Here is a 22,230-nt window from a genome sequence, read left to right as displayed (position 1 = left end):
TTAGCCTCCCAGCTTACTCTTATCGCGCACGGCACCTTTGTCGGCACTGGTGGCAAGCGATGCATAGGCGCGCAGGGCAAACGACACTTCGCGCTGACGGTTCATCGGCGTGTAAGCGGCATCGCCACGTGCTTCCTGCTCTTCACGGCGCGCGTGCAGTTCATTATCCGGCACGGCCAGCTTGATGCCGCGGTTAGGAATATCAATTTCAATGGTATCGCCATCTTTAACCAGCGCGATGGTGCCGCCATTAGCTGCCTCGGGTGAGGCATGACCAATGGAGAGGCCAGAGGTACCGCCAGAGAAGCGACCGTCGGTGATCAGGGCACAGCTCTTACCCAGCCCCATCGATTTCAGGTAGGTGGTGGGATACAGCATTTCCTGCATGCCCGGTCCGCCTTTTGGCCCTTCGTAGCGAATCACAACCACGTCACCTGCCACCACTTTGCCACCGAGGATGGCTTCTACTGCGTCATCCTGGCTTTCATACACTTTGGCCGGGCCGCTGAAGGTCAGAATCTCTTTATCGACGCCCGCCGTTTTCACGATACAGCCATCTTCGGCGATGTTGCCGTACAGCACGGCCAGACCGCCATCCTGAGAATAGGCGTTTTCGCGCGTACGGATACAGCCTTCAGTACGGTCATCATCCAGCGTATCCCAACGGCAATTCTGTGAGAACGCCTGGGTGGTGCGGATACCGGCCGGGCCCGCGCGGAACATGTCCTTCACGGCCTGGTCCTGGGTCAGCATGATGTCGTACTGATCGATCGTTTCACGCATGCTTTGCTGCAGGATGTTGCGTGCGCTGGTGTCAATCAGTCCGGCACGATCCAACTCGCCGAGAATACCGATCACGCCACCGGCGCGGTGCACATCTTCCATGTGATATTTCGGGGTACTGGGTGCGACTTTGCACAGCTGAGGCACTTTGCGCGACAGGCGATCGATATCAGAAATATTGAAGTCGATCTCGCCTTCCTGCGCGGCAGCCAGCAAGTGCAGCACGGTGTTGGTGGAGCCGCCCATGGCGATATCCAGCGTCATGGCATTTTCAAACGCTGCCTTAGTGGCAATGTTACGCGGCAGCATGTTGGCATCGTCCTGCTCGTAATAGCGTTTGGTCAGGCTCACGATGCGCTTACCGGCGTTGATAAACAGTTCTTTACGGTCGGCGTGAGTGGCCAGCAGGGAACCGTTACCCGGTTGCGACAGGCCCAGCGCTTCGGTCAGGCAGTTCATGGAGTTTGCAGTGAACATGCCTGAACAGGAGCCGCAGGTCGGACAGGCGGAGCGTTCAATCTGCTCGCTGTCGGCATCGCTGACGTTCGGGTTAGCGCCCTGGATCATGGCATCCACCAGATCCAGCTTGATGATCTGATCGGAGAGCTTGGTTTTACCGGCTTCCATCGGGCCGCCGGACACAAAGATAACCGGAATGTTAAGGCGCAGTGACGCCATCAACATGCCGGGGGTGATTTTGTCGCAGTTAGAGATGCAGACCATGGCATCGGCACAGTGCGCATTCACCATGTACTCGACGGAGTCAGCAATCAGTTCCCGGGAAGGCAGAGAATACAGCATGCCACCATGGCCCATGGCAATACCGTCATCCACCGCTATCGTGTTGAACTCTTTGGCCACGCCACCAGCCGCTTCGATTTGCTCGGCAACCAGCTTACCCAGATCACGCAGGTGAACGTGGCCCGGCACAAACTGGGTGAAGGAGTTCACGACGGCGATAATCGGTTTGCCGAAATCATCGTCGGTCATTCCTGTTGCGCGCCAGAGGGCACGGGCACCGGCCATGTTGCGGCCGTGGGTGGTGGTAGCGGAACGGTACTTAGGCATGCTCTTTACTCCAGTGAAAATAAGTTCGCGGACATCCAGCGACATCCGCGCAGGTCTGGTTATGCGTTAACCGGGTCCAGCCAGCCCCATTTGTCTTCAGTCTCGCCGGTGAACAGGCCGAAGAAGGCCTGCTGAACGCGTTTGGTAACGGGGCCGCATTTGCCTGCGCCAACCTGAATGCGGTCAACGCTACGCACTGGGGTAATTTCAGCTGCGGTGCCAGACATAAAGACTTCATCAGCCAGATAGAGCGACTCACGGGACAGCGTCTGTTCACGTACTTCGATGCCCATATCACGCGCCAGCGTAATAATGGCATCGCGGGTGATGCCCGGCAGTGCAGATGAGGTAAACGGCGGGGTGAACAGCACACCGTCTTTCACTTCAAACAGGTTTTCGCCTGCGCCTTCTGAGATCAGGCCATTGGTGTCCAGTGCAATGCCTTCCTGATAACCATGGCGGCGCGCTTCGCTGCCCACTAACAGTGAGGAAAGGTAGTTGCCGCCTGCTTTCGCCGCGGTTGGCAGCGTATTGGGCGCAACACGGTTCCATGAAGAAACCATCGCATCAATACCGTTTTCCAGCGCTTCAGCACCCAGATAAGCGCCCCACGGGAAGGCCGCAATGATCACGTCGGTCGTAAAGCCATCCGGCGGGTTCACGCCCAGTCCCACATCACCGACGAAAGCCAGCGGGCGGATATAGGCGCTTTTCAGGTTGTTGACGCGAATGACTTCACGGCAGGCTTCCATCAGTTCATCAACGCTGTGTTTGATTGGGAAACGGTAGATTTTGGCGGAATCGTGCAGGCGCTGCATGTGCTCACGGTGACGGAATACAACCGGCCCTTTATGGGAGTCATAGCAGCGAACGCCTTCAAATACCGATGTGCCGTAGTGCAAAGCGTGAGACATCACGCTGACTTTTGCCTCTTCCCACTTAACCATTTCGCCGTTGAACCAAATAAAGTCTGCTTTCTTCGTGCTCATTATTATTTCCTATAGCGACTACGCGCGTATTTGTTGTGATGTCTGTTGTTGAGTCTGGACGCAGGCGACATCCATCAGTTTTCTTAGCTGGGAAGACAGTAAATCGACAGAGCGCTGGCTGGCAACGGTCATTTCGATATTAATGTTTTCAGTGTTAGCCACGGTGGCCATGTTCATGGAACACACCTGAAAACCACGATGGCGTACCACACGTAAAATACGTTCCAATATTTCAGGTCGAAAGCGCGCTTCGATAGACAATTGATGCTGGTTCATACGGTTTTCTCCATCATGTTGGCGTTGCTGGCACCAGGCGGTACCAATGGCCAGACGTTTTCATGCTCATCGATTGAAACATGCAGGAAGTAAGGTCCTTCACTGCTCAGCAAAGCATCGAGTGCGGCGTCGACCTGATCTTTACGGGTGATTCGCTGGCCAGGGATATCAAACGCGCTGGCCAGCGTAAGGAAGTCGGGATTATCGGTCAGGATGGTTTCACTGTAGCGACCATCAAAAAACAGTTGCTGCCACTGGCGCACCATGCCTAAACGCTGGTTGTCCAGCAGCAGAATTTTTACAGGCAGCTTGCCACGCTTGATGGTGCCCAGCTCCTGAATGTTCATCATGATCGAGCCATCGCCCGAGACGCAGATAACCGTATCGTTGGGACGCGCAACCCGCGCACCGATCGCCGCGGGCAGCCCAAAGCCCATGGTGCCTAATCCGCTGGAGGTGATGAAATCTTCAGGCGCGTCACAGGAGATATGCTGGGCCGCCCACATCTGGTGCTGGCCGACGTCGGTCGTGATCACGGTGTTAGCAGGCTTGCGGTCGGACAGTTGTTTCAATAATAACGGCGCATAGATCGCTTCGCCGGGATGATCGTAGCGCCATGCATGCTGGGCTTTCAGGGCGGCGACTTCGTCACGCCATGTCTGAATCTGTAAAGGCTGGCTCAAGGCTGGCAGGACATGGTTAAGATCGCCCTGCAGTGAAACATGCGCACGGCGCAACTTGTTCAGTTCTGCGGGATCAACATCCAGATGAATCACGCTGGCCAGCGGGGCAAACGTATCCAGTTTACCGGTGACGCGGTCGTCAAAACGCGCGCCAACGGCAATCAACAGGTCACAGGACTGCACGGCAAGGTTTGCGGCCTTAGTACCGTGCATGCCCAGCATGCCCAGATAGCCTTCGCTGTGGGCGTCAACACTTCCCAGGCCTTTCAGCGTGGCGACAGCAGGGATGCCGGTCTCCTGCATCAGCGCGCGCAGCGCCGGCACGGCCTGCGCCATCCCTACACCGCCGCCCACATAGAATATCGGCTTTTTAGCCTGAGCCATCATGGCGCGCGCTTCAACAATGGCCTGGTGCGGCATCGACATCACTTCTTCGACCGGCATCAACTGCGGCGAAGGCTCGCCTTTTGCCATCTGGATATCTTTCGGGATATCCACTAATACAGGACCGGGGCGGCCTGACTGGGCAATAGCGAAGGCTTCGGCCATGACGGAAGGCAACTCGTCCAGAGACTCAACCATAAAGCTGTGTTTCGTGCAGGCTAATGACAGGCCAAGAACATCGATTTCCTGGAATGCATCCGTGCCGATGAACGCAGAGGCGACCTGCCCGGTTAAGGCGACGACCGGAACAGAGTCCATCATGGCGTCGGCAAGACCGGTGATCAGATTCGTCGCGCCGGGGCCAGAGGTTGCGATGCAAACGCCGGTTTTGCCGGTTGAACGGGCATAGCCGATTGCGGCCATTACCGCGCCCTGCTCATGACGGCACAACAGGTGTTCTACGCCGCCGTCGTATAGCGCATCGTATACTGGCATGATCGCGCCACCAGGATAGCCAAATACGATATCAACGCCCTGTGCGCGTAAAGCCTGAACTACCCATTGTGCACCTGTCATCGCTATTCTCCTGTATTCCGAGGGGAACAACAGAATTTTATGCTACTGTTCATTGTTTGTTCCTTGCAGATTTACTAAGTTTTTGCCAGGTCAAAAAAAAACCCCCGGACCTTTCGGTGCGGGGGGTTTTTTAGAGTTCTGGCTTGATTTTTAAGCCTTTCTTGCTCCAAGCGTTGCCCCGCACAGTGGGTTAATAATCACCACCACGCTAATCACGACAAGGCTAATCACTAGTAGAAGGGCTTTCATAACGTATTCGATTCTTTGACTCGTTCGAAGTAATGCCTACAGAGTTATCATAGTTACCTCTCTAATTACAATATTTTTTATCAGGTTTTTTAATCACGCAGGTTTACCGTATTCATTATCGAATTGTTATTAAAAGATTATTTTATCATCCGGGGTTCCGGACAAAAAAAAGGCCGCTCATTGCATTTTGACGATTTCACACTCTGCTTCTGCAAAATGTGAAACCCGATGTATGGCAGATAAAAAGTTTGCGGGGCGACATACATTTCCTTGTTCTGGGCTTCGCTACACCTGAATTCCGCGTACAGAATGGCCGCATTTGGGGGCCGCTATGTCATTGTCAAAGGTGCTGACACGGGCAGCCATCGGTGTTGAAGCGCCGCTGGTGACGATTGAAGTGCATATCAGTAACGGATTGCCCGCCCTCACGTTGGTAGGGTTGCCTGAAACGACCGTGAAAGAGGCGCGTGAACGCGTACGCAGTGCCATTATCAACAGCGGTTTTGACTTCCCTGCCCGACGTATCACCATCAACTTAGGCCCGGCAGATTTACCCAAAGAAGGCGGCCGCTATGATTTGCCTATGGCTATCGCCATTCTGGTGGCCTCTGAGCAGCTTCCTGCGGACAGGCTCAACCACTACGAGTTTCTGGGTGAGCTGGCGCTTAACGGTGGCCTGTGTGGCGTTAAAGGCGCCATTCCGGCGGCACTGGCTGCGACAGGAGCCGGCCGGCAGCTGGTGCTCTCTGCTGAAAACCAGCCTGATGTGGGATTGATACGTCAGGGCGCGACTTTAGTCGCCGCACATTTGATCGAGATTTGTGCCTTTTTGCACGGTAAGTGTGAGTTAGCGACCGCAACCGCTCATGTTAAAGATGATGACGGCATTACCGAAGATCTTCGCGATATTGTGGGTCAGGAGCAGGGACGGCGTGCCCTGGAGATTACCGCTGCAGGTGGACATAATCTGTTGCTGATCGGTCCGCCGGGAACCGGTAAGACCATGCTCGCCACACGCTTACCCGGTATCATGCCGCCGTTAAGCGATCAGGAAGCCCTGGAGTGCGCCGCCATCGCCAGCCTGAGCCAGACATCTCCGTTGCATCTGCGATGGCGTAAGCGGCCTTTTAGAGCCCCTCATCACAACGCTTCGCTGTATGCCCTTATCGGGGGCGGTGCGTTACCACGACCCGGAGAAATCTCGCTGGCACATAACGGCGTGCTGTTTCTGGACGAACTGCCTGAGTTTCAGCGCAGCGTGCTGGACGCGTTACGTGAACCCATTGAGTCCGGCGAAGTGGCCATTTCGCGGGCCAGGGCCAACGTCGTTTATCCCGCACGCTTTCAGTTAATCGCAGCAATGAATCCCAGCCCAACCGGACACTATCAGGGACAACATAACCGTACGTCGCCACAGCAGGTTTTACGCTATCTCAGTAAACTTTCTGGTCCTTTCCTGGATCGCTTTGATCTGTCACTGGAAGTTCCGCTGCTTCCTGCGGGAATGCTGAGTCAGCAACGGCAGGCAGGGGAAAGTTCTGCAGAAGTGCGTGAGCGCGTTTTTGCCGCGCGTCAGGTACAGATGGCGCGCTCAGGGAAGATTAATGCGCAGTTGGCTAATTCAGATGTACTACAGTGGTGTCAGATTTCGCCGTCGGATGCACGGTGGCTTGAGTCTGTTTTAAATCAGCTGGGCTTATCGGTGAGGGCGTGGCAACGTATCCTGAAAGTGGCGCGCACGGTGGCCGATTTAGCGGGGGAAGAGGTGATTGGACGTCATCATCTTCAGGAGGCCGTAAGCTATCGAAGCATTGACCGACTGATGATCTATTTGCACAAAAGCTTGCAGTAAAAAGGGGCTTTCACCCCTTCTCGTTAATCGTCGCTTTCGGTGTAGTCTTCAACGGTATCCATCTGTGGTTTACCGCCTGACAGCGTGTGAAAACGCTTAGGACGCTTAATACGTGTCATGTATTTGGACCATACACGTTCTGCTTCCGTTTGTGGCTCACGCACGCCACGACAAACCTCAATGAACAGACGCTCTTCTTCTGTCGCTGGCTCACGCTTGGCGAGGTCCAGCTCATTAAACGCTACGCCGTGACGTTCAAGTAGCTGTGCTTCTTTAATCGTAAAGTCACCATGTCGCGAAAAACCGCGTGGGTAATGTTTGTTGTCAAAGAAACGATTTTCCGTTGAGAAGCTTTCCGCCATGTTACACGCTCCTGTTTCTCTTATGGCCGTGCTATTTATGGCGCGGAGTATTAGATAGGCTTGACAGAGTGTAAAACAAAACATTTAAATCTATACGACAAACAAATTTTGGGAGAACGCTGTGGATACGGAATTACTGAAAACTTTCCTGGAAGTGAGCAGAACTCGCCATTTCGGGCGCGCTGCAGAAGCACTTTACTTAACGCAGTCTGCTGTCAGTTTTCGCATCCGCCAGTTAGAAAATCAGCTTGGTGTTAATCTTTTTACCCGACATCGTAACAATATCCGTCTGACCTCCGCAGGTGAGCGGCTGCTGCCCTATGCGGAAAGCCTGATGAATACGTGGCTGATGGCCAAGAAAGAAGTGTCGCATACGCAGCAGCACCACGAGCTCTCCATTGGTGCCAGTGCCTCGTTATGGGAGGCGTATTTAACACCCTGGCTTCAGACGCTCTATGAGAACCGTGAGAGCCTCCATCTGGAAGCGCGTGTGGCACAACGCCATTTACTGGTTAAGCAGCTTCACGAACGTCAGCTGGATTTATTAATCACCACTGAAGCGCCGAAGATGGATGAGTTAACCAGTCAGCAGATCGGTCATATTTCACTGGCGCTGTTTCGCTCACGACAGACAGACAAGCGTGAAAAATATGATTATATAAAACTGGAATGGGGAGCCGACTTTCATCAGCATCAAAGCTATCTCTCTGGCGGTGACGATGTGCCCGTGTTAACAACCACATCCGCCCAGGTGACGCGTGAGTTGCTTCACACGACAGGTGCATGTGCGTTTCTACCTGATTTCTGGCAAAGCCTTTACAGCGATCTGATGGTAATGCCTGATACTTCTGTAGCCGTTCGCCCTCTTTATGCGGTGTGGTTACAAAACAGCGATCAGCAAACGTACATCCGTCAGCTGTTAAAGTTTCCTGTAGTACCTAATTAAAAACAGGGGGAAGTCAAAGAGGATTGGGCCAGTATCTGCTGGCTGGTTTTCTTTTTCACTTTTCTGCAGGCAAAAAAAAATCCTTCGCCGAAGCAAAGGATTTTTCTCTTTCTGGCAGGGGCGGAGGGACTCGAACCCCCAACACCCGGTTTTGGAGACCGGTGCTCTACCAATTGAACTACGCCCCTAAAAAGGGTGGCGGAACGGACGGGGCTCGAACCCGCGACCCCCTGCGTGACAGGCAGGTATTCTAACCAACTGAACTACCGCTCCACCGATTCTGTACTGACGTCAGAAAAACGTTCTGATATCAGGTATATCGCCCTTCCGCGTCACCGGTAAGGTCATGACCAGCGTACTGGTCTTAATTTGATGCCTGGCAGTTTATGAATCACGCTGTGATTCACCCTTCGGGCCGCTGCTTCGCAGCGTTCAAAAGCGTTCGCTTTTGTCCTACTCTACTGAGTAGTGAACTGCCCGAGGTTACGTGCAGGTCCTTCAATTTGATGCCTGGCAGTTCCCTACTCTCGCATGGGGAGACCCCACACTACCATCGGCGCTACGGCGTTTCACTTCTGAGTTCGGCATGGGGTCAGGTGGGACCACCGCGCTACAGCCGCCAGGCAAATTCTTTGTGCTCCGTCCTGCGTCTTTCACGCTGCTGCCGCGCTGGCTTCCCTCGCGCCGCTCAGTCACATACCTCAGTATGCTCCTTCACCCCGTCTCGGTTGCCGCCTTGCACTCAGCGCAAAATCCTTCGGACTCACGTCCGCAGAACAGAACTAAATTCTTTATCCGGTAAACAATGCTGAAAATTCAATCGTCTCTCAACCAAAACGCCTCTGGCGTTGTAAGGTTAAGCCTCACGGGTCATTAGTACCGGTAAGCTCAACGCATCGCTGCGCTTACACACCCGGCCTATCAACGTCGTCGTCTTCAACGTCCCTTCAGGAGCCTTAAAGGCTCAGGGAGAACTCATCTCGGGGCAAGTTTCGTGCTTAGATGCTTTCAGCACTTATCTTTTCCGCACTTAGCTACCGGGCAGTGCCACTGGCGTGACAACCCGGACACCAGCGGTGCGTTCACTCCGGTCCTCTCGTACTAGGAGCAACCCCCCTCAATTCTCCAGCGCCCACGGCAGATAGGGACCGAACTGTCTCACGACGTTCTAAACCCAGCTCGCGTACCACTTTAAACGGCGAACAGCCGTACCCTTGGGACCTACTTCAGCCCCAGGATGTGATGAGCCGACATCGAGGTGCCAAACACCGCCGTCGATATGAACTCTTGGGCGGTATCAGCCTGTTATCCCCGGAGTACCTTTTATCCGTTGAGCGATGGCCCTTCCATTCAGAACCACCGGATCACTATGACCTGCTTTCGCACCTGCTCGAGCCGTCACTCTCGCAGTCAAGCTGGCTTATGCCATTGCACTAACCTCCTGATGTCCGACCAGGATTAGCCAACCTTCGTGCTCCTCCGTTACGCTTTGGGAGGAGACCGCCCCAGTCAAACTACCCACCAGACACTGTCCGCAGCCCGGATTACGGGCCTACGTTAGAACACCAAACATTAAAGGGTGGTATTTCAAGGCCGGCTCCACGCAGACTGGCGTCCACGCTTCAAAGCCTCCCACCTATCCTACACATCAAGGCTCAGTGTTCAGTGTCAAGCTGTAGTAAAGGTTCACGGGGTCTTTCCGTCTTGCCGCGGGTACACTGCATCTTCACAGCGATTTCAATTTCACTGAGTCTCGGGTGGAGACAGCCTGGCCATCATTACGCCATTCGTGCAGGTCGGAACTTACCCGACAAGGAATTTCGCTACCTTAGGACCGTTATAGTTACGGCCGCCGTTTACCGGGGCTTCGATCAAGAGCTTCTCCTTGCGGATAACCCCATCAATTAACCTTCCGGCACCGGGCAGGCGTCACACCGTATACGTCCACTTTCGTGTTTGCACAGTGCTGTGTTTTTAATAAACAGTTGCAGCCAGCTGGTATCTTCGACTGGCTTCGGCTCCGGGAGCAAGTCCCTTCACCTACGCGCCAGCGTGCCTTCTCCCGAAGTTACGGCACCATTTTGCCTAGTTCCTTCACCCGAGTTCTCTCAAGCGCCTTGGTATTCTCTACCTGACCACCTGTGTCGGTTTGGGGTACGATTTTGTGTTACCTGATGCTTAGAGGCTTTTCCTGGAAGCAGGGCATTTATCACTTCAGCACCGTAGTGCCTCGTCGTCACGCCTCAGTGTAAAGTGAACCGGATTTGCCTGGAACACACACCTACACGCTTAAACCGGGACAACCGTCGCCCGGCCGATATAGCCTTCTCCGTCCCCCCTTCGCAGTAACACCAAGTACAGGAATATTAACCTGTTTCCCATCGACTACGCCTTTCGGCCTCGCCTTAGGGGTCGACTCACCCTGCTCCGATTAACGTTGAACAGGAACCCTTGGTCTTCCGGCGACAAGGTTTTTCACCTTGTTTATCGTTACTTATGTCAGCATTCGCACTTCTGATACCTCCAGCATGCCTCACAGCACACCTTCGACGGCTTACAGAACGCTCCCCTACCCAACAACGCATAAGCGTCGCTGCCGCAGCTTCGGTGCATGGTTTAGCCCCGTTACATCTTCCGCGCAGGCCGACTCGACCAGTGAGCTATTACGCTTTCTTTAAATGATGGCTGCTTCTAAGCCAACATCCTGGCTGTCTGGGCCTTCCCACATCGTTTCCCACTTAACCATGACTTTGGGACCTTAGCTGGCGGTCTGGGTTGTTTCCCTCTTCACGACGGACGTTAGCACCCGCCGTGTGTCTCCCGTGATAACATTCTCCGGTATTCGCAGTTTGCATCGGGTTGGTAAGCCGGGATGGCCCCCTAGCCGAAACAGTGCTCTACCCCCGGAGATGAGTTCACGAGGCGCTACCTAAATAGCTTTCGGGGAGAACCAGCTATCTCCCGGTTTGATTGGCCTTTCACCCCCAGCCACAGGTCATCCGCTAATTTTTCAACATTAGTCGGTTCGGTCCTCCAGTTAGTGTTACCCAACCTTCAACCTGCCCATGGCTAGATCACCGGGTTTCGGGTCTATACCCTGCAACTTAACGCCCAGTTAAGACTCGGTTTCCCTGCGGCTCCCCTATGCGGTTAACCTTGCTACAGAATATAAGTCGCTGACCCATTATACAAAAGGTACGCAGTCACCCCATAAAGAGGCTCCCACTGCTTGTACGTACACGGTTTCAGGTTCTGTTTCACTCCCCTCGCCGGGGTTCTTTTCGCCTTTCCCTCACGGTACTGGTTCACTATCGGTCAGTCAGGAGTATTTAGCCTTGGAGGATGGTCCCCCCATATTCAGACAGGATACCACGTGTCCCGCCTTACTCATCGAACTCACAACCTGTGCACCTTTGTGTACGGGAGTATCACCCTGTACCCTGCGACTTTCCAGACGCTTCCACTGATGCACAAGCTGATGATGGTTCTGGGCTCCTCCCCGTTCGCTCGCCGCTACTGGGGGAATCTCGGTTGATTTCTTTTCCTCGGGGTACTTAGATGTTTCAGTTCCCCCGGTTCGCCTCATACAGCTATGTATTCACTGCATGATAGTGTGACGAGTCACACTGGGTTTCCCCATTCGGGTATCGCCGGTTGTAGCGGTTCATATCACCTTACCGGCGCTTATCGCAGATTAGCACGCCCTTCATCGCCTCTGACTGCCAGGGCATCCACCGTGTACGCTTAGTCGCTTAACCTCACAACCCACAGGCGTTTTACGCTGCGTGTCGTGAGCTTTTGAGAGACTCGAACACATTGTGCTGTGTTCCTTATTACGGAGGAACACGACAATGCGTCGTTTCAAATTTTCAGCTTGTTCCGGATTGTTAAAGAGCAGAATACTTCGCAGCACACCGTTGCCGGTACGCTCTGAAGTATTTTCAGAAAAAATACAGTAGTGAGTATGGTGGAGCTAAGCGGGATCGAACCGCTGACCTCCTGCGTGCAAGGCAGGCGCTCTCCCAGCTGAGCTATAGCCCCATACAGTTACTGCAGAGACCACTACTACCACTCAACCGAGTACACTTCGTGAGAAGTGCACTTCGTGCTCAGGCAAGGCGTGTGTCCGCGAAGCATAGTGAACTATGCGAGCCGGAGACATAACGCAGCATGAGTGCGAAGTTGGTAGGCCTGAGTGGACTTGAACCACCGACCTCACCCTTATCAGGGGTGCGCTCTAACCACCTGAGCTACAAGCCTGTAGAGGTTTTTTCTGCTCGTGACTTTCTATCAGACAATCTGTGTGAGCACTTCGCGGGAAGGTATCTTCAGGTAAGGAGGTGATCCAACCGCAGGTTCCCCTACGGTTACCTTGTTACGACTTCACCCCAGTCATGAATCACAAAGTGGTAAGCGCCCTCCCGAAGGTTAAGCTACCTACTTCTTTTGCAACCCACTCCCATGGTGTGACGGGCGGTGTGTACAAGGCCCGGGAACGTATTCACCGTGGCATTCTGATCCACGATTACTAGCGATTCCGACTTCACGGAGTCGAGTTGCAGACTCCGATCCGGACTACGACGCACTTTATGAGGTCCGCTTGCTCTCGCGAGGTCGCTTCTCTTTGTATGCGCCATTGTAGCACGTGTGTAGCCCTACTCGTAAGGGCCATGATGACTTGACGTCATCCCCACCTTCCTCCGGTTTATCACCGGCAGTCTCCTTTGAGTTCCCGACCGAATCGCTGGCAACAAAGGATAAGGGTTGCGCTCGTTGCGGGACTTAACCCAACATTTCACAACACGAGCTGACGACAGCCATGCAGCACCTGTCTCACGGTTCCCGAAGGCACTAAGGCATCTCTGCCAAATTCCGTGGATGTCAAGAGTAGGTAAGGTTCTTCGCGTTGCATCGAATTAAACCACATGCTCCACCGCTTGTGCGGGCCCCCGTCAATTCATTTGAGTTTTAACCTTGCGGCCGTACTCCCCAGGCGGTCGACTTAACGCGTTAGCTCCGGAAGCCACTCCTCAAGGGAACAACCTCCAAGTCGACATCGTTTACGGCGTGGACTACCAGGGTATCTAATCCTGTTTGCTCCCCACGCTTTCGCACCTGAGCGTCAGTCTTCGTCCAGGGGGCCGCCTTCGCCACCGGTATTCCTCCAGATCTCTACGCATTTCACCGCTACACCTGGAATTCTACCCCCCTCTACGAGACTCAAGCCTGCCAGTTTCAAATGCAGTTCCCAGGTTAAGCCCGGGGATTTCACATCTGACTTAACAGACCGCCTGCGTGCGCTTTACGCCCAGTAATTCCGATTAACGCTTGCACCCTCCGTATTACCGCGGCTGCTGGCACGGAGTTAGCCGGTGCTTCTTCTGCGGGTAACGTCAATCAATGCGGTTATTAACCACATCGCCTTCCTCCCCGCTGAAAGTACTTTACAACCCGAAGGCCTTCTTCATACACGCGGCATGGCTGCATCAGGCTTGCGCCCATTGTGCAATATTCCCCACTGCTGCCTCCCGTAGGAGTCTGGACCGTGTCTCAGTTCCAGTGTGGCTGGTCATCCTCTCAGACCAGCTAGGGATCGTCGCCTAGGTGGGCCGTTACCCCGCCTACTAGCTAATCCCATCTGGGTTCATCCGATAGTGAGAGGCCCGAAGGTCCCCCTCTTTGGTCTTGCGACGTTATGCGGTATTAGCCACCGTTTCCAGTGGTTATCCCCCTCTATCGGGCAGATCCCCAGACATTACTCACCCGTCCGCCACTCGTCACCCGAGGAGCAAGCTCCTCTGTGCTACCGTCCGACTTGCATGTGTTAGGCCTGCCGCCAGCGTTCAATCTGAGCCATGATCAAACTCTTCAATTTAAAGTTTGATTTGCTTAAACAAGTTAAGCGGTGCTCATCTGTAAAACGTCATAATGAATTTCATTATGTGTTCACTCGTGAGGCTTTGATATTTTTTACGTCCGGAGACGCTGATATCAATCCTGCGAGTGCCCACACAGATTGTCTGATAAATTGTTAAAGAGCAGTGCCACACTTCTCTGTGGCGCGGGCTGCATATATTACGCTTTCCGCTTTATCAGTCAAGCACTTATTTTTGCTTAACTGACCGGTTCGAATCGTTCTGAACCTTACTTAACCCGGCGCTTCGTATTCCGTTGTGCCGTGTCAGTGGAGGCGCATTATAGGGAGTTCTTTTCGGCTGACAAGGGCTAATTTCAATAAATTTTCCGAGTGCTGTTTTTTTCAACGAAAACCTTCTAAAGCGCCAGTTTTTCAAGCAATGGGAAGCCATAACGCTGCAAAACCGGTGACAATTGCACCGCTTCGCCATCCAGCTCGGTACAAAACGCCACGTTTTGCAGTGACGATCGGACTTCAGGGGCTTCATTTTCCAGTAGCCAGGCCGTTCGTCTGGCTATGGCTGCCCCAGAATCAATTAAACGCGTCCCTTCCGGCAGGATCTGCTGCAGCTCATCGCGCAGTAAAGGAAAGTGCGTACAGCCTAACACCACTGTGTCCGGCGGCTCCGCCATACGTAACCAGGGTTGTACAATGCGCCTGATTTCATCTATCGACACCTCTTTGCCATGGAGTTTGGCCTCAGCCAGCTCAACCAGTTCGGCTGAACCCAACATTTCAATCTTGCAGGTTTTGGCAAACTGCGACACCAGCTCATGCGTATACGAGCGACGAACCGTCGCGCGCGTTGCAAGCAGCCCGACCACACCGTTACGCGTTAGACGCGCAGCAGGTTTAATCGCAGGCACTACGCCGACGACAGGAAAGGCAAATCGCTCACGTAATGCGGGCAGTGTCACGGTGCTGGCGGTATTGCAGGCGATGATGACCAGGGAAATGGGATGACGGCGGGTAATGGCATCAACAATCGCCACGACGCGCTCGACAATAAAGGTCTCGGTTTTCTCTCCGTAGGGAAAGCCCGCGTTGTCGAACGCATAAAGATAGTGCAGGTCCGGCAGAAGTTGCCGAACCTCATCATAGACAGAAAGCCCTCCTACGCCGGAGTCAAACACCAGCACAGTCGGGCGCAGGTCAGAAGCTGTAGCTTCCGCTGAGGTAATACTCTCTTCCTGGAGTCTGATAGCCATACGCTGTCTCGTAATCTTTATCGAACAGGTTGGCGATTCTACCACGAACGGTCAGATGTGATGTGACCGGATACGATACGGCGAGATCCCACAGGCTGACACCGCCCAGCTTTACCGTTTCAAGCGTGTTGAAATTGGTGTCGTAACGCTGGCCAAGATACTGATAACTCACTGACCAGTCGAAATCATACAGCGTTAAATCCAGCTGATATTTAAACTGTTCTTTTGCCCGACGAGCCAGCCATTGATTTGTCGTCGCATCGCGAGCATCAAGATAGTCAAAAGATAATGAATGAGAGAGCACGCCAGTATCAAAAGATGCCGTTGTTTCAACGCCTTTTATCCGGGCCTGGTTGACATTGTAATAGCGATTATTGGTATAGGAGATCAAATCATCAATATCATTGCGGTATCCCGACACTCGCCAGTTAACCGGGCCTGTCAGGCCTTCAAAACCCCCTTCCCATTGTTTGCTTTTCTCTGGGTTGAGATCCGGGTTACCGCCAAAGCCACTGTATAGCTGTCCAAAATTAGGGGCGTTAAATGCCGTGCCATAGTTGGCAAAGACACGATAACCTTCTACAAATTCCCAGGCTGCGGCTGTCTGCCATGTGGTATGCCAGCCAAACTGGCTATTGTCATCCCCACGAAGTGCGCCTTCCAACGTCACATCGCCAAATTTTTGTTGGGTCGTCGCGTAAAGGCCGGTGTTGCGCTGTTCGTAGCCCTCACTCAGGAAGTTTGTACCAGGCTGAGTCGCCTCTTTTTGCCAGTCGACGCCGCCGCTGAAGGTGCCGTGCTCTGCTTGCAATGTGTTGCCCCATTGCACGTTATACTGCTCAATGTCATCAAAGGTCGCGGTACTGTCATATCGCCCCAGTTGAGGGCTGTAGTTAATGTCTTTGGTATGGCTGTAACTGGCCACCAACTGCGTTGAATAGATGCCCTGATTGAAGCGCAAGCCGCTATCCCAGCTTTGACTGTAGAGTTGGCGAGTATCAACAAACGCATTGGGATCGAAAGATACCTGCTGTCCATCGTAGGCAGTGCGGTTGTCAAAACCATAGCCACGGACAAAACCACTAAATTGATCGTTAAATCGGTGCTCCACCGTGCCAAAGAGGGTTTTACTCATAAAACCATCACGGTCGGGCTGGGCCGCGCTAAAGGCATCAGGCAGGTTAGCCACCACATCATACCCTTTGGTATAGGTATAATTCCCCGCCAGAGTGGCTGTGGTCGCCTCACCCAGCCGCTGCTGGGTGGACCCATCGTATGCCTGATAGCCGTTAGAACCCACACCTGCGGTCAGCGTGGTGCCGGGCTTATCGCGGCCCGTAATAATATTCACGACGCCGCCGATGGCATCTGAACCATAAACCGCCGAACGTGCACCCCGGATGTATTCGATTCGTTGCACCAGCGACAGCGGGATCTGGCTGAGATCGGAAGAACCCGAAATCCCAGCCTGGTTAAGACGAATACCGTCGATCAGTACAAGAACATGGCTGGAATTGGTTCCACGAATAAACATGGAGCTTAATTGACCCAGCCCACCGTTTTGAGCAATATCCACCCCCGGCAAACGCCGCATGACATCAATGAGGCTTTTGGACTGCCAGCGATCAATCTCTTCACGCGTAACCACGGTCGTCGGGGCCAGCACCGACGACACTGGCTGTTGAAAACGATTGGCGGTCACGATTTGCGTATCATCATTACCCTGCGCAAAGCCATTTTGCGCCCAGAGGGAAATCGCCGTTGCGCTGAAGGCAAACAGCGAGGCTTTTGTTTTACTCATTTTTATCGCATCCAAAAGAAAAAGGATGCCGCAGGCATACAATCGATAGCACGCGATGACTGTAAGAGTGGCGACGTCACACCGGCAGGTCTTCGGGCTGGGAATCATAGCAGGTGATGACTTCCCATCCCGCAGGACAGTGTCTGCAATTGCAATCACCCTGACATTCCTTACCGCTGCGCGTCAGCTCCAGATTCACACTGGATTCCCTATTAACTCAAGGCTGAGGCCGGTGCCAGCAGTCTACGAAGAGCGCATGAGCAAGTCCAGACTTCCGCACGTCGTCTTTCTGCGCCAGCGTACAAGACTGGACATCGGCAGGTGAATGCCTACAATCGCCCGGCAAGTAAGCTCTTAACCAGGATTAAACATGACACCCGAACATCTCCCTGTTGAACAGTATGACGCGCAGCTGGCGGAAAAAGTCAGTCGGTTAGAAACGATGATGACGCCATTCGCTGCGCCCGCCGTGGAGGTGTTTCGTTCACCCGTCAGTCACTACCGCATGCGAGCAGAATTCCGCATCTGGCACGAGGGTGATGACCTCTACCACATTATCTTCGATCAGGAGACGAAACAGCGCATACGCGTCGATCAGTTTCCTGCGGCCAGTGAGTTAATCAATCAGGTCATGCCAAAAATGATGGCGGCCATTCGGGACAATCGTCTGCTGCGCCACAAGCTGTTTCAGATCGACTACCTGTCCACGATGAGTCATCAGATCGTGATTTCGCTGCTCTACCACCGCAAACTGGATGAGGAATGGCAGCAGGCCGCCAGCACGTTACGCGATCAATTGCGGGCCGAAGGTATTGATGTCCAGCTGATTGGCCGAGCGACCAAGACCAAAATCTGCCTTGATCGGGATTATGTCGATGAGCGTTTGCCGGTGGCCGGTAAAGAGATGATTTACCGTCAGGTAGAAAACAGCTTTACGCAGCCTAACGCCGCCATGAACATTCAAATGCTGGAATGGGCACTGGACGTCACCACGGGTTCTCGCGGCGATCTGCTGGAGCTCTACTGTGGTAATGGCAACTTCTCGCTGGCGCTGGCCCGAAATTTCCGCCGGGTACTGGCAACAGAAATCGCCAAACCTTCCGTAGCGTCAGCGCAGTACAATATTGCCGCCAACCAGGTTGATAACGTGCAGATTATTCGCATGGCGGCCGAAGAGTTTACGCAGGCGATGAATGGCGTGCGCAGCTTTAACCGGCTGGAAGGGATCGATCTGAAGAGTTATGACTGCGAGACGATCTTTGTCGATCCGCCGCGCAGCGGGCTGGATGAGGAAACCGTTAAGATGGTGCAGGCTTATCCTGCCATTCTCTATATTTCCTGCAATCCGCAAACCCTGTGCGACAATCTGCGGATACTGGCGCAAACCCACGACGTCACGCGGCTGGCGCTGTTTGACCAGTTCCCGTACACCCACCATATGGAATGCGGCGTGCTGCTGACGCGTAAAGCGTAAAAAAACGGGAACCTGAAGGTTCCCGTTTTTAATTACCGATTGCGGTTTCGCTTGTAACGCAGGGCAATCCAGAACACCAGCCCAACCATCAAAATGGTCGGGATGAAATTAGAGCCAATATCCGGGTACTCTGCCCTGACCAGCGCGCTGTAAACCAAAATGCCCAGCAGGAAAAAGGCGGCAGCAAGGCCGGGAACGCCATCCGGCATGTTTTTGTTCAGATAACGCTGATGCAGGCACCAGGCCGACAGCCCCAACGCAATCAGTGGAAAAATAGAAAAAGGAACAAAAGCACTAAACAGCACGGAGAATGAGCCGTTCATAGCAAGGCCGGTAATAAAAGCCAGCAACATCGTGCCTTTATCACGGGAGCTTGGGTGGGTCATGGCAGGGTCCTTATTCATATCTCTTCAGGTTTATCCAGGGTTACCGCCAGGCGTTCTTGTTCCCGGCGATACCAGTAATAAGCGCCTTTGGCGATCATGCGTAACTGTAATACCAGACGATCTTCCAGCTTACGTCGCTGCTCGATATCAATGTCCAGCGCTTCAGCACCCGCGCTAAAAACAATCGTCACCATCGCTTCAGCCTGCGCTTCGGTGAAGCTGCGCGGCATGCGATTTTCGACCTCAAGATAGTCAGCCAGTTCAGCAATAAAATGTTGAATTTCACGTGCAACAGCAGCGCGAAAGGCCGCAGAAGTCCCTGAACGTTCGCGCAATAACAAGCGAAACGCATTGGGGTTATTCTCGATGAACTCCATGAATGTGGCGATAGAGGTTTTAATAATGCTGCCACCTTTTGCGATACGCTGGCGTGCCTGGCGCATCAGCTGGCGCAACATCAGTCCACTTTCGTCAACCATCGTCAGACCTAACTCATCAACATCTTTGAAATGCCGATAAAAAGACGTGGGCGCAATGCCGGCTTCCCTGGCAACTTCACGCAGGCTCAGGCTGGCAAAACTGCGTTCGGCGCTGAGCTGACTGAATGCAGCTTCGATGAGTGTACGCCGTGTACGTTCTTTTTGTTGCGCTCTGACACCCATTCTCTCTGCCTTGTGAGGTTCTGAAACAGCACTATAACAAAATATTCAGCGTACAGTCGGGCAAACTTTGTGACGGCTTGTTAAACATCACTGAAAGGCAAAACGTGATGAAAATCGCTGTTAGAATTCAGAAGTGCGCGGTGAGATGTTAGAATCTCGTTGTAAAAATGTATAAATAATAGGACGTATCGGTATGCAAAAGTCTTACGATTACGATGTTATAGTGATTGGTTCAGGACCCGGCGGCGAAGGTGCGGCGATGGGACTGGTCAAGCAAGGCGCACGCATCGCGGTTATCGAACGCTATCACAACATCGGCGGCGGCTGTACTCACTGGGGAACCATCCCTTCAAAAGCCCTCCGTCACGCTGTTAGCCGCATCATCGAGTTCAATCAAAATCCCCTTTACAGCGACCACACCCGACTGCTTCGTTCATCCTTTGCCGATATCCTTAATCACACGGAAAGCGTGATCAACCAGCAAACGGCGATGCGTCAGGGTTTTTACGAGCGTAACCGCTGCGAACTCTTTCAGGGCGATGCCCATTTTGTTGATGCCAACACGGTCGAGGTAGAGCATCATGACGGTACGCGCGAAAAACTAACCGCCGAGAAGTTTATCATCGCCTGCGGTTCACGCCCTTATCATCCCCACGATGTCGACTTTACCCATCCACGCATTTACGACTCCGATTCTATTCTCAACCTGCACCATGAACCTGGCCACGTGATCATTTACGGCGCCGGTGTCATTGGCTGTGAATATGCTTCTATTTTCCGTGGACTTAACGTCAAAGTTGATTTGATTAACACCCGTGACCGGCTGCTGGCATTTCTTGACCAGGAGATGTCCGACTCGCTGTCCTATCACTTCTGGAACAGCGGCGTGGTGATTCGTCACAATGAAGAGTTCGAGAAAATTGAAGGCGTAGATGACGGCGTGATCATGCACCTTAAATCCGGCAAGAAAGTAAAAGCGGATTGCCTTCTGTATGCGAATGGTCGTACCGGTAACACTGATTCGCTGTCGCTGGAAAATGTTGGTCTGGAAGCAGACGGACGTGGCCTGCTGAAAGTGAACAGCATGTATCAGACAGCTCAGCCGCACATTTATGCGGTGGGCGACGTGATTGGTTATCCAAGTCTGGCATCCGCTGCTTACGATCAGGGCCGTATTGCCGCGCAGGCCATTATGAAAGGTGAAGCCTCAGCGCATCTGATAGAAGACATCCCAACCGGGATCTATACCATTCCGGAAATCAGTTCTGTGGGGAAAACCGAGCAGCAACTGACGGCAATGAAAGTGCCATACGAAGTGGGTCGTGCTCAGTTCAAACATCTGGCGCGTGCGCAAATCGTTGGAATGAATGTGGGTAGCCTGAAGATCCTGTTCCATCGCGAAACCAAAGAAATTTTAGGCATTCATTGTTTTGGCGAGCGCGCGGCGGAGATCATCCATATCGGTCAGGCGATTATGGAGCAAAAAAATGGTGGCAACACAATCGAGTACTTTGTGAATACCACCTTTAACTATCCCACCATGGCCGAAGCCTATCGTGTTGCGGCGTTAAACGGCTTAAACCGCCTGTTTTAACGTCGTATCGAAATAGCCTTGCATGTGCGTTCGGATTGCCTCTGCCAGTTGTTCATAACGACTGCGCAGGGGTGAACCGGGACGGTATACCAGTGCGATAGTGCGTTGGGGGACCGGTTTGTAGCACGGGAGATAACAAACGCCGTCACGAATACGCTGATCCGGTACGGCCAGTGCAGGCAGTAACGTGATCCCGCTTCCCGCCGCAACCATATTGCGCAAGGTTTCCAGGCTGGTCGCGCGGAAATGCGTATCTTCGTCTGCACCTGCTTCAAAGCAAAAGCCCATCGCCTGATCGCGCAGGCAATGACCGTCTTCCAGCATTAGCAGCTTCTCGCCCGCCAGATCGGACATCGGCACGCGGTCACGATCGCGCCATGGGTGATCTTCATAGACGGCCAGCTTCATCGGCTCATCAAACAGCGGGACCTCGATAAAGGCTTCGCTTTCTTTCACCAACGCCAGAATCGCACAGTCCAGTTTGCCGCTGTCGAGCTGCGCCAGCAGTTGCTGCGTCTGCGCTTCATGCAGATACATTTCCAGCTTTGGAAAGGTCTGATGCAGCATTGGAATGATCTGCGGCAGCAAATAAGGGCCGGTCGTGGGGATAAGCCCAATATGCAGTGGCCCTGACATCGCTTCGCCTTGCTGACTGGCCATCTCTTTCAGCACTTTGACTTCACGCAGAACGGTACGCGCCTGGTCGACCAGCAACAGGCCGGCCTGAGTAAACAGCACTTTGCGGCTGGTACGCTCCAGCAGCATGACACCTAATTCGTCTTCTAATTTACGGATCTGTCCGCTCAACGTGGGCTGACTGACATGGCAGGCATCCGCTGCACGTCGGAAATGACGATGTTCAGCAAGCGAAACCAGATATTCAAGATCACGGATATTCATTATTACCCTCCATTCCACGATAGCTCGTGGCGATAGATAGAATAGCAACCAACGATTGGCCCTATCAAGAGCGGATGGGAATAATGCCCACATCAATTCAGATTCATTGCCACCCAGGGA

The 22,230-nt window shown here is 53.3% G+C and carries 15 protein-coding genes, 4 tRNA genes, 3 rRNA genes and 1 riboswitch; of the genes, 4 read left to right on the top strand and 18 right to left on the bottom strand.

Features of this window, described 5'->3' with window-relative positions; genetic code table 11:
* From ilvD to ilvL, 5 genes are all read right to left on the bottom strand, one after another.
* Nucleotides 1-1,851, bottom strand: coding sequence for a dihydroxy-acid dehydratase (gene ilvD / locus P9J57_RS01090; RefSeq protein ID WP_014604778.1), 1,851 nt, complete (start codon nt 1,849-1,851; stop codon nt 1-3).
* A gap of 59 nt (nt 1,852-1,910) precedes the next feature.
* Nucleotides 1,911-2,840 (bottom strand): branched-chain amino acid transaminase, encoded by a 930-nt coding sequence (locus tag P9J57_RS01085; RefSeq protein WP_014604777.1) that lies wholly within the window; start codon nt 2,838-2,840, stop codon nt 1,911-1,913.
* A gap of 18 nt (nt 2,841-2,858) precedes the next feature.
* Nucleotides 2,859-3,116, bottom strand: a complete 258-nt coding sequence (ilvM, locus tag P9J57_RS01080; protein ID WP_013027665.1) for an acetolactate synthase 2 small subunit — start codon at nt 3,114-3,116, stop codon at nt 2,859-2,861.
* Nucleotides 3,113-4,759: an acetolactate synthase 2 catalytic subunit gene (gene ilvG, locus P9J57_RS01075; RefSeq protein ID WP_483279369.1), complete on the bottom strand. Its 1,647-nt coding sequence runs from the start codon at nt 4,757-4,759 to the stop codon at nt 3,113-3,115. Before ilvG ends, ilvM begins: the two co-directional genes overlap by 4 nt.
* A 150-nt stretch (nt 4,760-4,909) precedes the next feature.
* Nucleotides 4,910-5,008 (bottom strand): ilv operon leader peptide, encoded by a 99-nt coding sequence (gene ilvL / locus P9J57_RS01070; RefSeq protein ID WP_071785161.1) that lies wholly within the window; start codon nt 5,006-5,008, stop codon nt 4,910-4,912.
* 331 nt (nt 5,009-5,339) lie between these two features.
* Between ilvL and P9J57_RS01065 the strand changes: the two genes are divergently transcribed.
* Nucleotides 5,340-6,860, top strand: a complete 1,521-nt coding sequence (locus P9J57_RS01065) for a YifB family Mg chelatase-like AAA ATPase (RefSeq protein WP_483279368.1) — start codon at nt 5,340-5,342, stop codon at nt 6,858-6,860.
* A 23-nt stretch (nt 6,861-6,883) separates the two neighbouring features.
* On the opposite strand, the gene P9J57_RS01060 is transcribed toward P9J57_RS01065, so the two are convergent.
* Nucleotides 6,884-7,222, bottom strand: coding sequence for a MaoP family protein (locus tag P9J57_RS01060; RefSeq protein ID WP_006121163.1), 339 nt, complete (start codon nt 7,220-7,222; stop codon nt 6,884-6,886).
* A 121-nt stretch (nt 7,223-7,343) separates the two neighbouring features.
* Between P9J57_RS01060 and hdfR the strand changes: the two genes are divergently transcribed.
* On the top strand, nt 7,344-8,168 hold the full coding sequence (hdfR, locus tag P9J57_RS01055; RefSeq protein ID WP_013027669.1) for an HTH-type transcriptional regulator HdfR: 825 nt from the start codon (nt 7,344-7,346) through the stop codon (nt 8,166-8,168).
* 112 nt (nt 8,169-8,280) lie between these two features.
* Here the strand turns inward: hdfR and P9J57_RS01050 are convergent.
* The 9 genes from P9J57_RS01050 to btuB all read right to left on the bottom strand — a co-directional run bounded on the left by P9J57_RS01050 (nt 8,281) and on the right by btuB (nt 17,094).
* Nucleotides 8,281-8,356 (bottom strand) — tRNA-Trp (locus tag P9J57_RS01050).
* A gap of 8 nt (nt 8,357-8,364) precedes the next feature.
* A tRNA-Asp gene (locus P9J57_RS01045) sits at nt 8,365-8,441 on the bottom strand.
* Between the two features lie 235 nt (nt 8,442-8,676).
* Nucleotides 8,677-8,792, bottom strand: a 5S ribosomal RNA gene (gene rrf, locus P9J57_RS01040).
* Nucleotides 8,793-9,020: 228 nt separating this feature from the next.
* Nucleotides 9,021-11,926 (bottom strand): 23S ribosomal RNA (locus tag P9J57_RS01035).
* A gap of 207 nt (nt 11,927-12,133) precedes the next feature.
* Nucleotides 12,134-12,209: transfer RNA gene (locus tag P9J57_RS01030), tRNA-Ala, on the bottom strand.
* A 142-nt stretch (nt 12,210-12,351) separates the two neighbouring features.
* Nucleotides 12,352-12,428: transfer RNA gene (locus tag P9J57_RS01025), tRNA-Ile, on the bottom strand.
* Nucleotides 12,429-12,501: 73 nt separating this feature from the next.
* Nucleotides 12,502-14,043 (bottom strand): 16S ribosomal RNA (locus P9J57_RS01020).
* The 16S, 23S and 5S rRNA genes sit together here with 4 tRNA genes alongside, the layout of an rRNA operon.
* Before the next feature lie 398 nt (nt 14,044-14,441).
* Complete coding sequence (gene murI, locus P9J57_RS01015; protein WP_072139122.1) at nt 14,442-15,293, bottom strand: glutamate racemase; 852 nt, start codon at nt 15,291-15,293, stop codon at nt 14,442-14,444.
* Complete coding sequence (btuB, locus tag P9J57_RS01010; protein ID WP_072139123.1) at nt 15,238-17,094, bottom strand: TonB-dependent vitamin B12 receptor BtuB; 1,857 nt, start codon at nt 17,092-17,094, stop codon at nt 15,238-15,240. Before btuB ends, murI begins: the two co-directional genes overlap by 56 nt.
* 66 nt (nt 17,095-17,160) lie before the next feature.
* Nucleotides 17,161-17,343: riboswitch (cobalamin riboswitch) on the bottom strand.
* Between the two features lie 121 nt (nt 17,344-17,464).
* Here btuB and trmA point away from each other — a divergent pair.
* Nucleotides 17,465-18,568, top strand: a complete 1,104-nt coding sequence (gene trmA / locus P9J57_RS01005; protein WP_013027672.1) for a tRNA (uridine(54)-C5)-methyltransferase TrmA — start codon at nt 17,465-17,467, stop codon at nt 18,566-18,568.
* 32 nt (nt 18,569-18,600) lie between these two features.
* Here trmA and P9J57_RS01000 read toward each other — a convergent pair whose 3' ends face one another.
* Nucleotides 18,601-18,954 carry a YijD family membrane protein gene (locus P9J57_RS01000; protein ID WP_014604773.1) on the bottom strand — a complete coding sequence of 118 codons (354 nt, stop codon included), beginning with the start codon at nt 18,952-18,954 and terminating at the stop codon, nt 18,601-18,603.
* A gap of 14 nt (nt 18,955-18,968) precedes the next feature.
* Nucleotides 18,969-19,616, bottom strand: coding sequence for an HTH-type transcriptional repressor FabR (gene fabR, locus P9J57_RS00995; RefSeq protein ID WP_013027674.1), 648 nt, complete (start codon nt 19,614-19,616; stop codon nt 18,969-18,971).
* A gap of 193 nt (nt 19,617-19,809) precedes the next feature.
* On the opposite strand from fabR, the gene sthA reads away from it, so the two are divergent.
* Nucleotides 19,810-21,210, top strand: coding sequence for a Si-specific NAD(P)(+) transhydrogenase (sthA, locus tag P9J57_RS00990; RefSeq protein ID WP_013027675.1), 1,401 nt, complete (start codon nt 19,810-19,812; stop codon nt 21,208-21,210).
* Here the strand turns inward: sthA and oxyR are convergent.
* Nucleotides 21,193-22,110 carry a DNA-binding transcriptional regulator OxyR gene (oxyR, locus tag P9J57_RS00985; RefSeq protein WP_015699323.1) on the bottom strand — a complete coding sequence of 306 codons (918 nt, stop codon included), beginning with the start codon at nt 22,108-22,110 and terminating at the stop codon, nt 21,193-21,195. The genes sthA and oxyR overlap by 18 nt on opposite strands.
* Nucleotides 22,111-22,230: the final 120 nt, after the last annotated feature.

The sequence above is a fragment of the Pantoea sp. nfd-35 genome (assembly GCF_056892255.1).
This window is presented reverse-complemented; position numbering and strand designations above follow the sequence as displayed.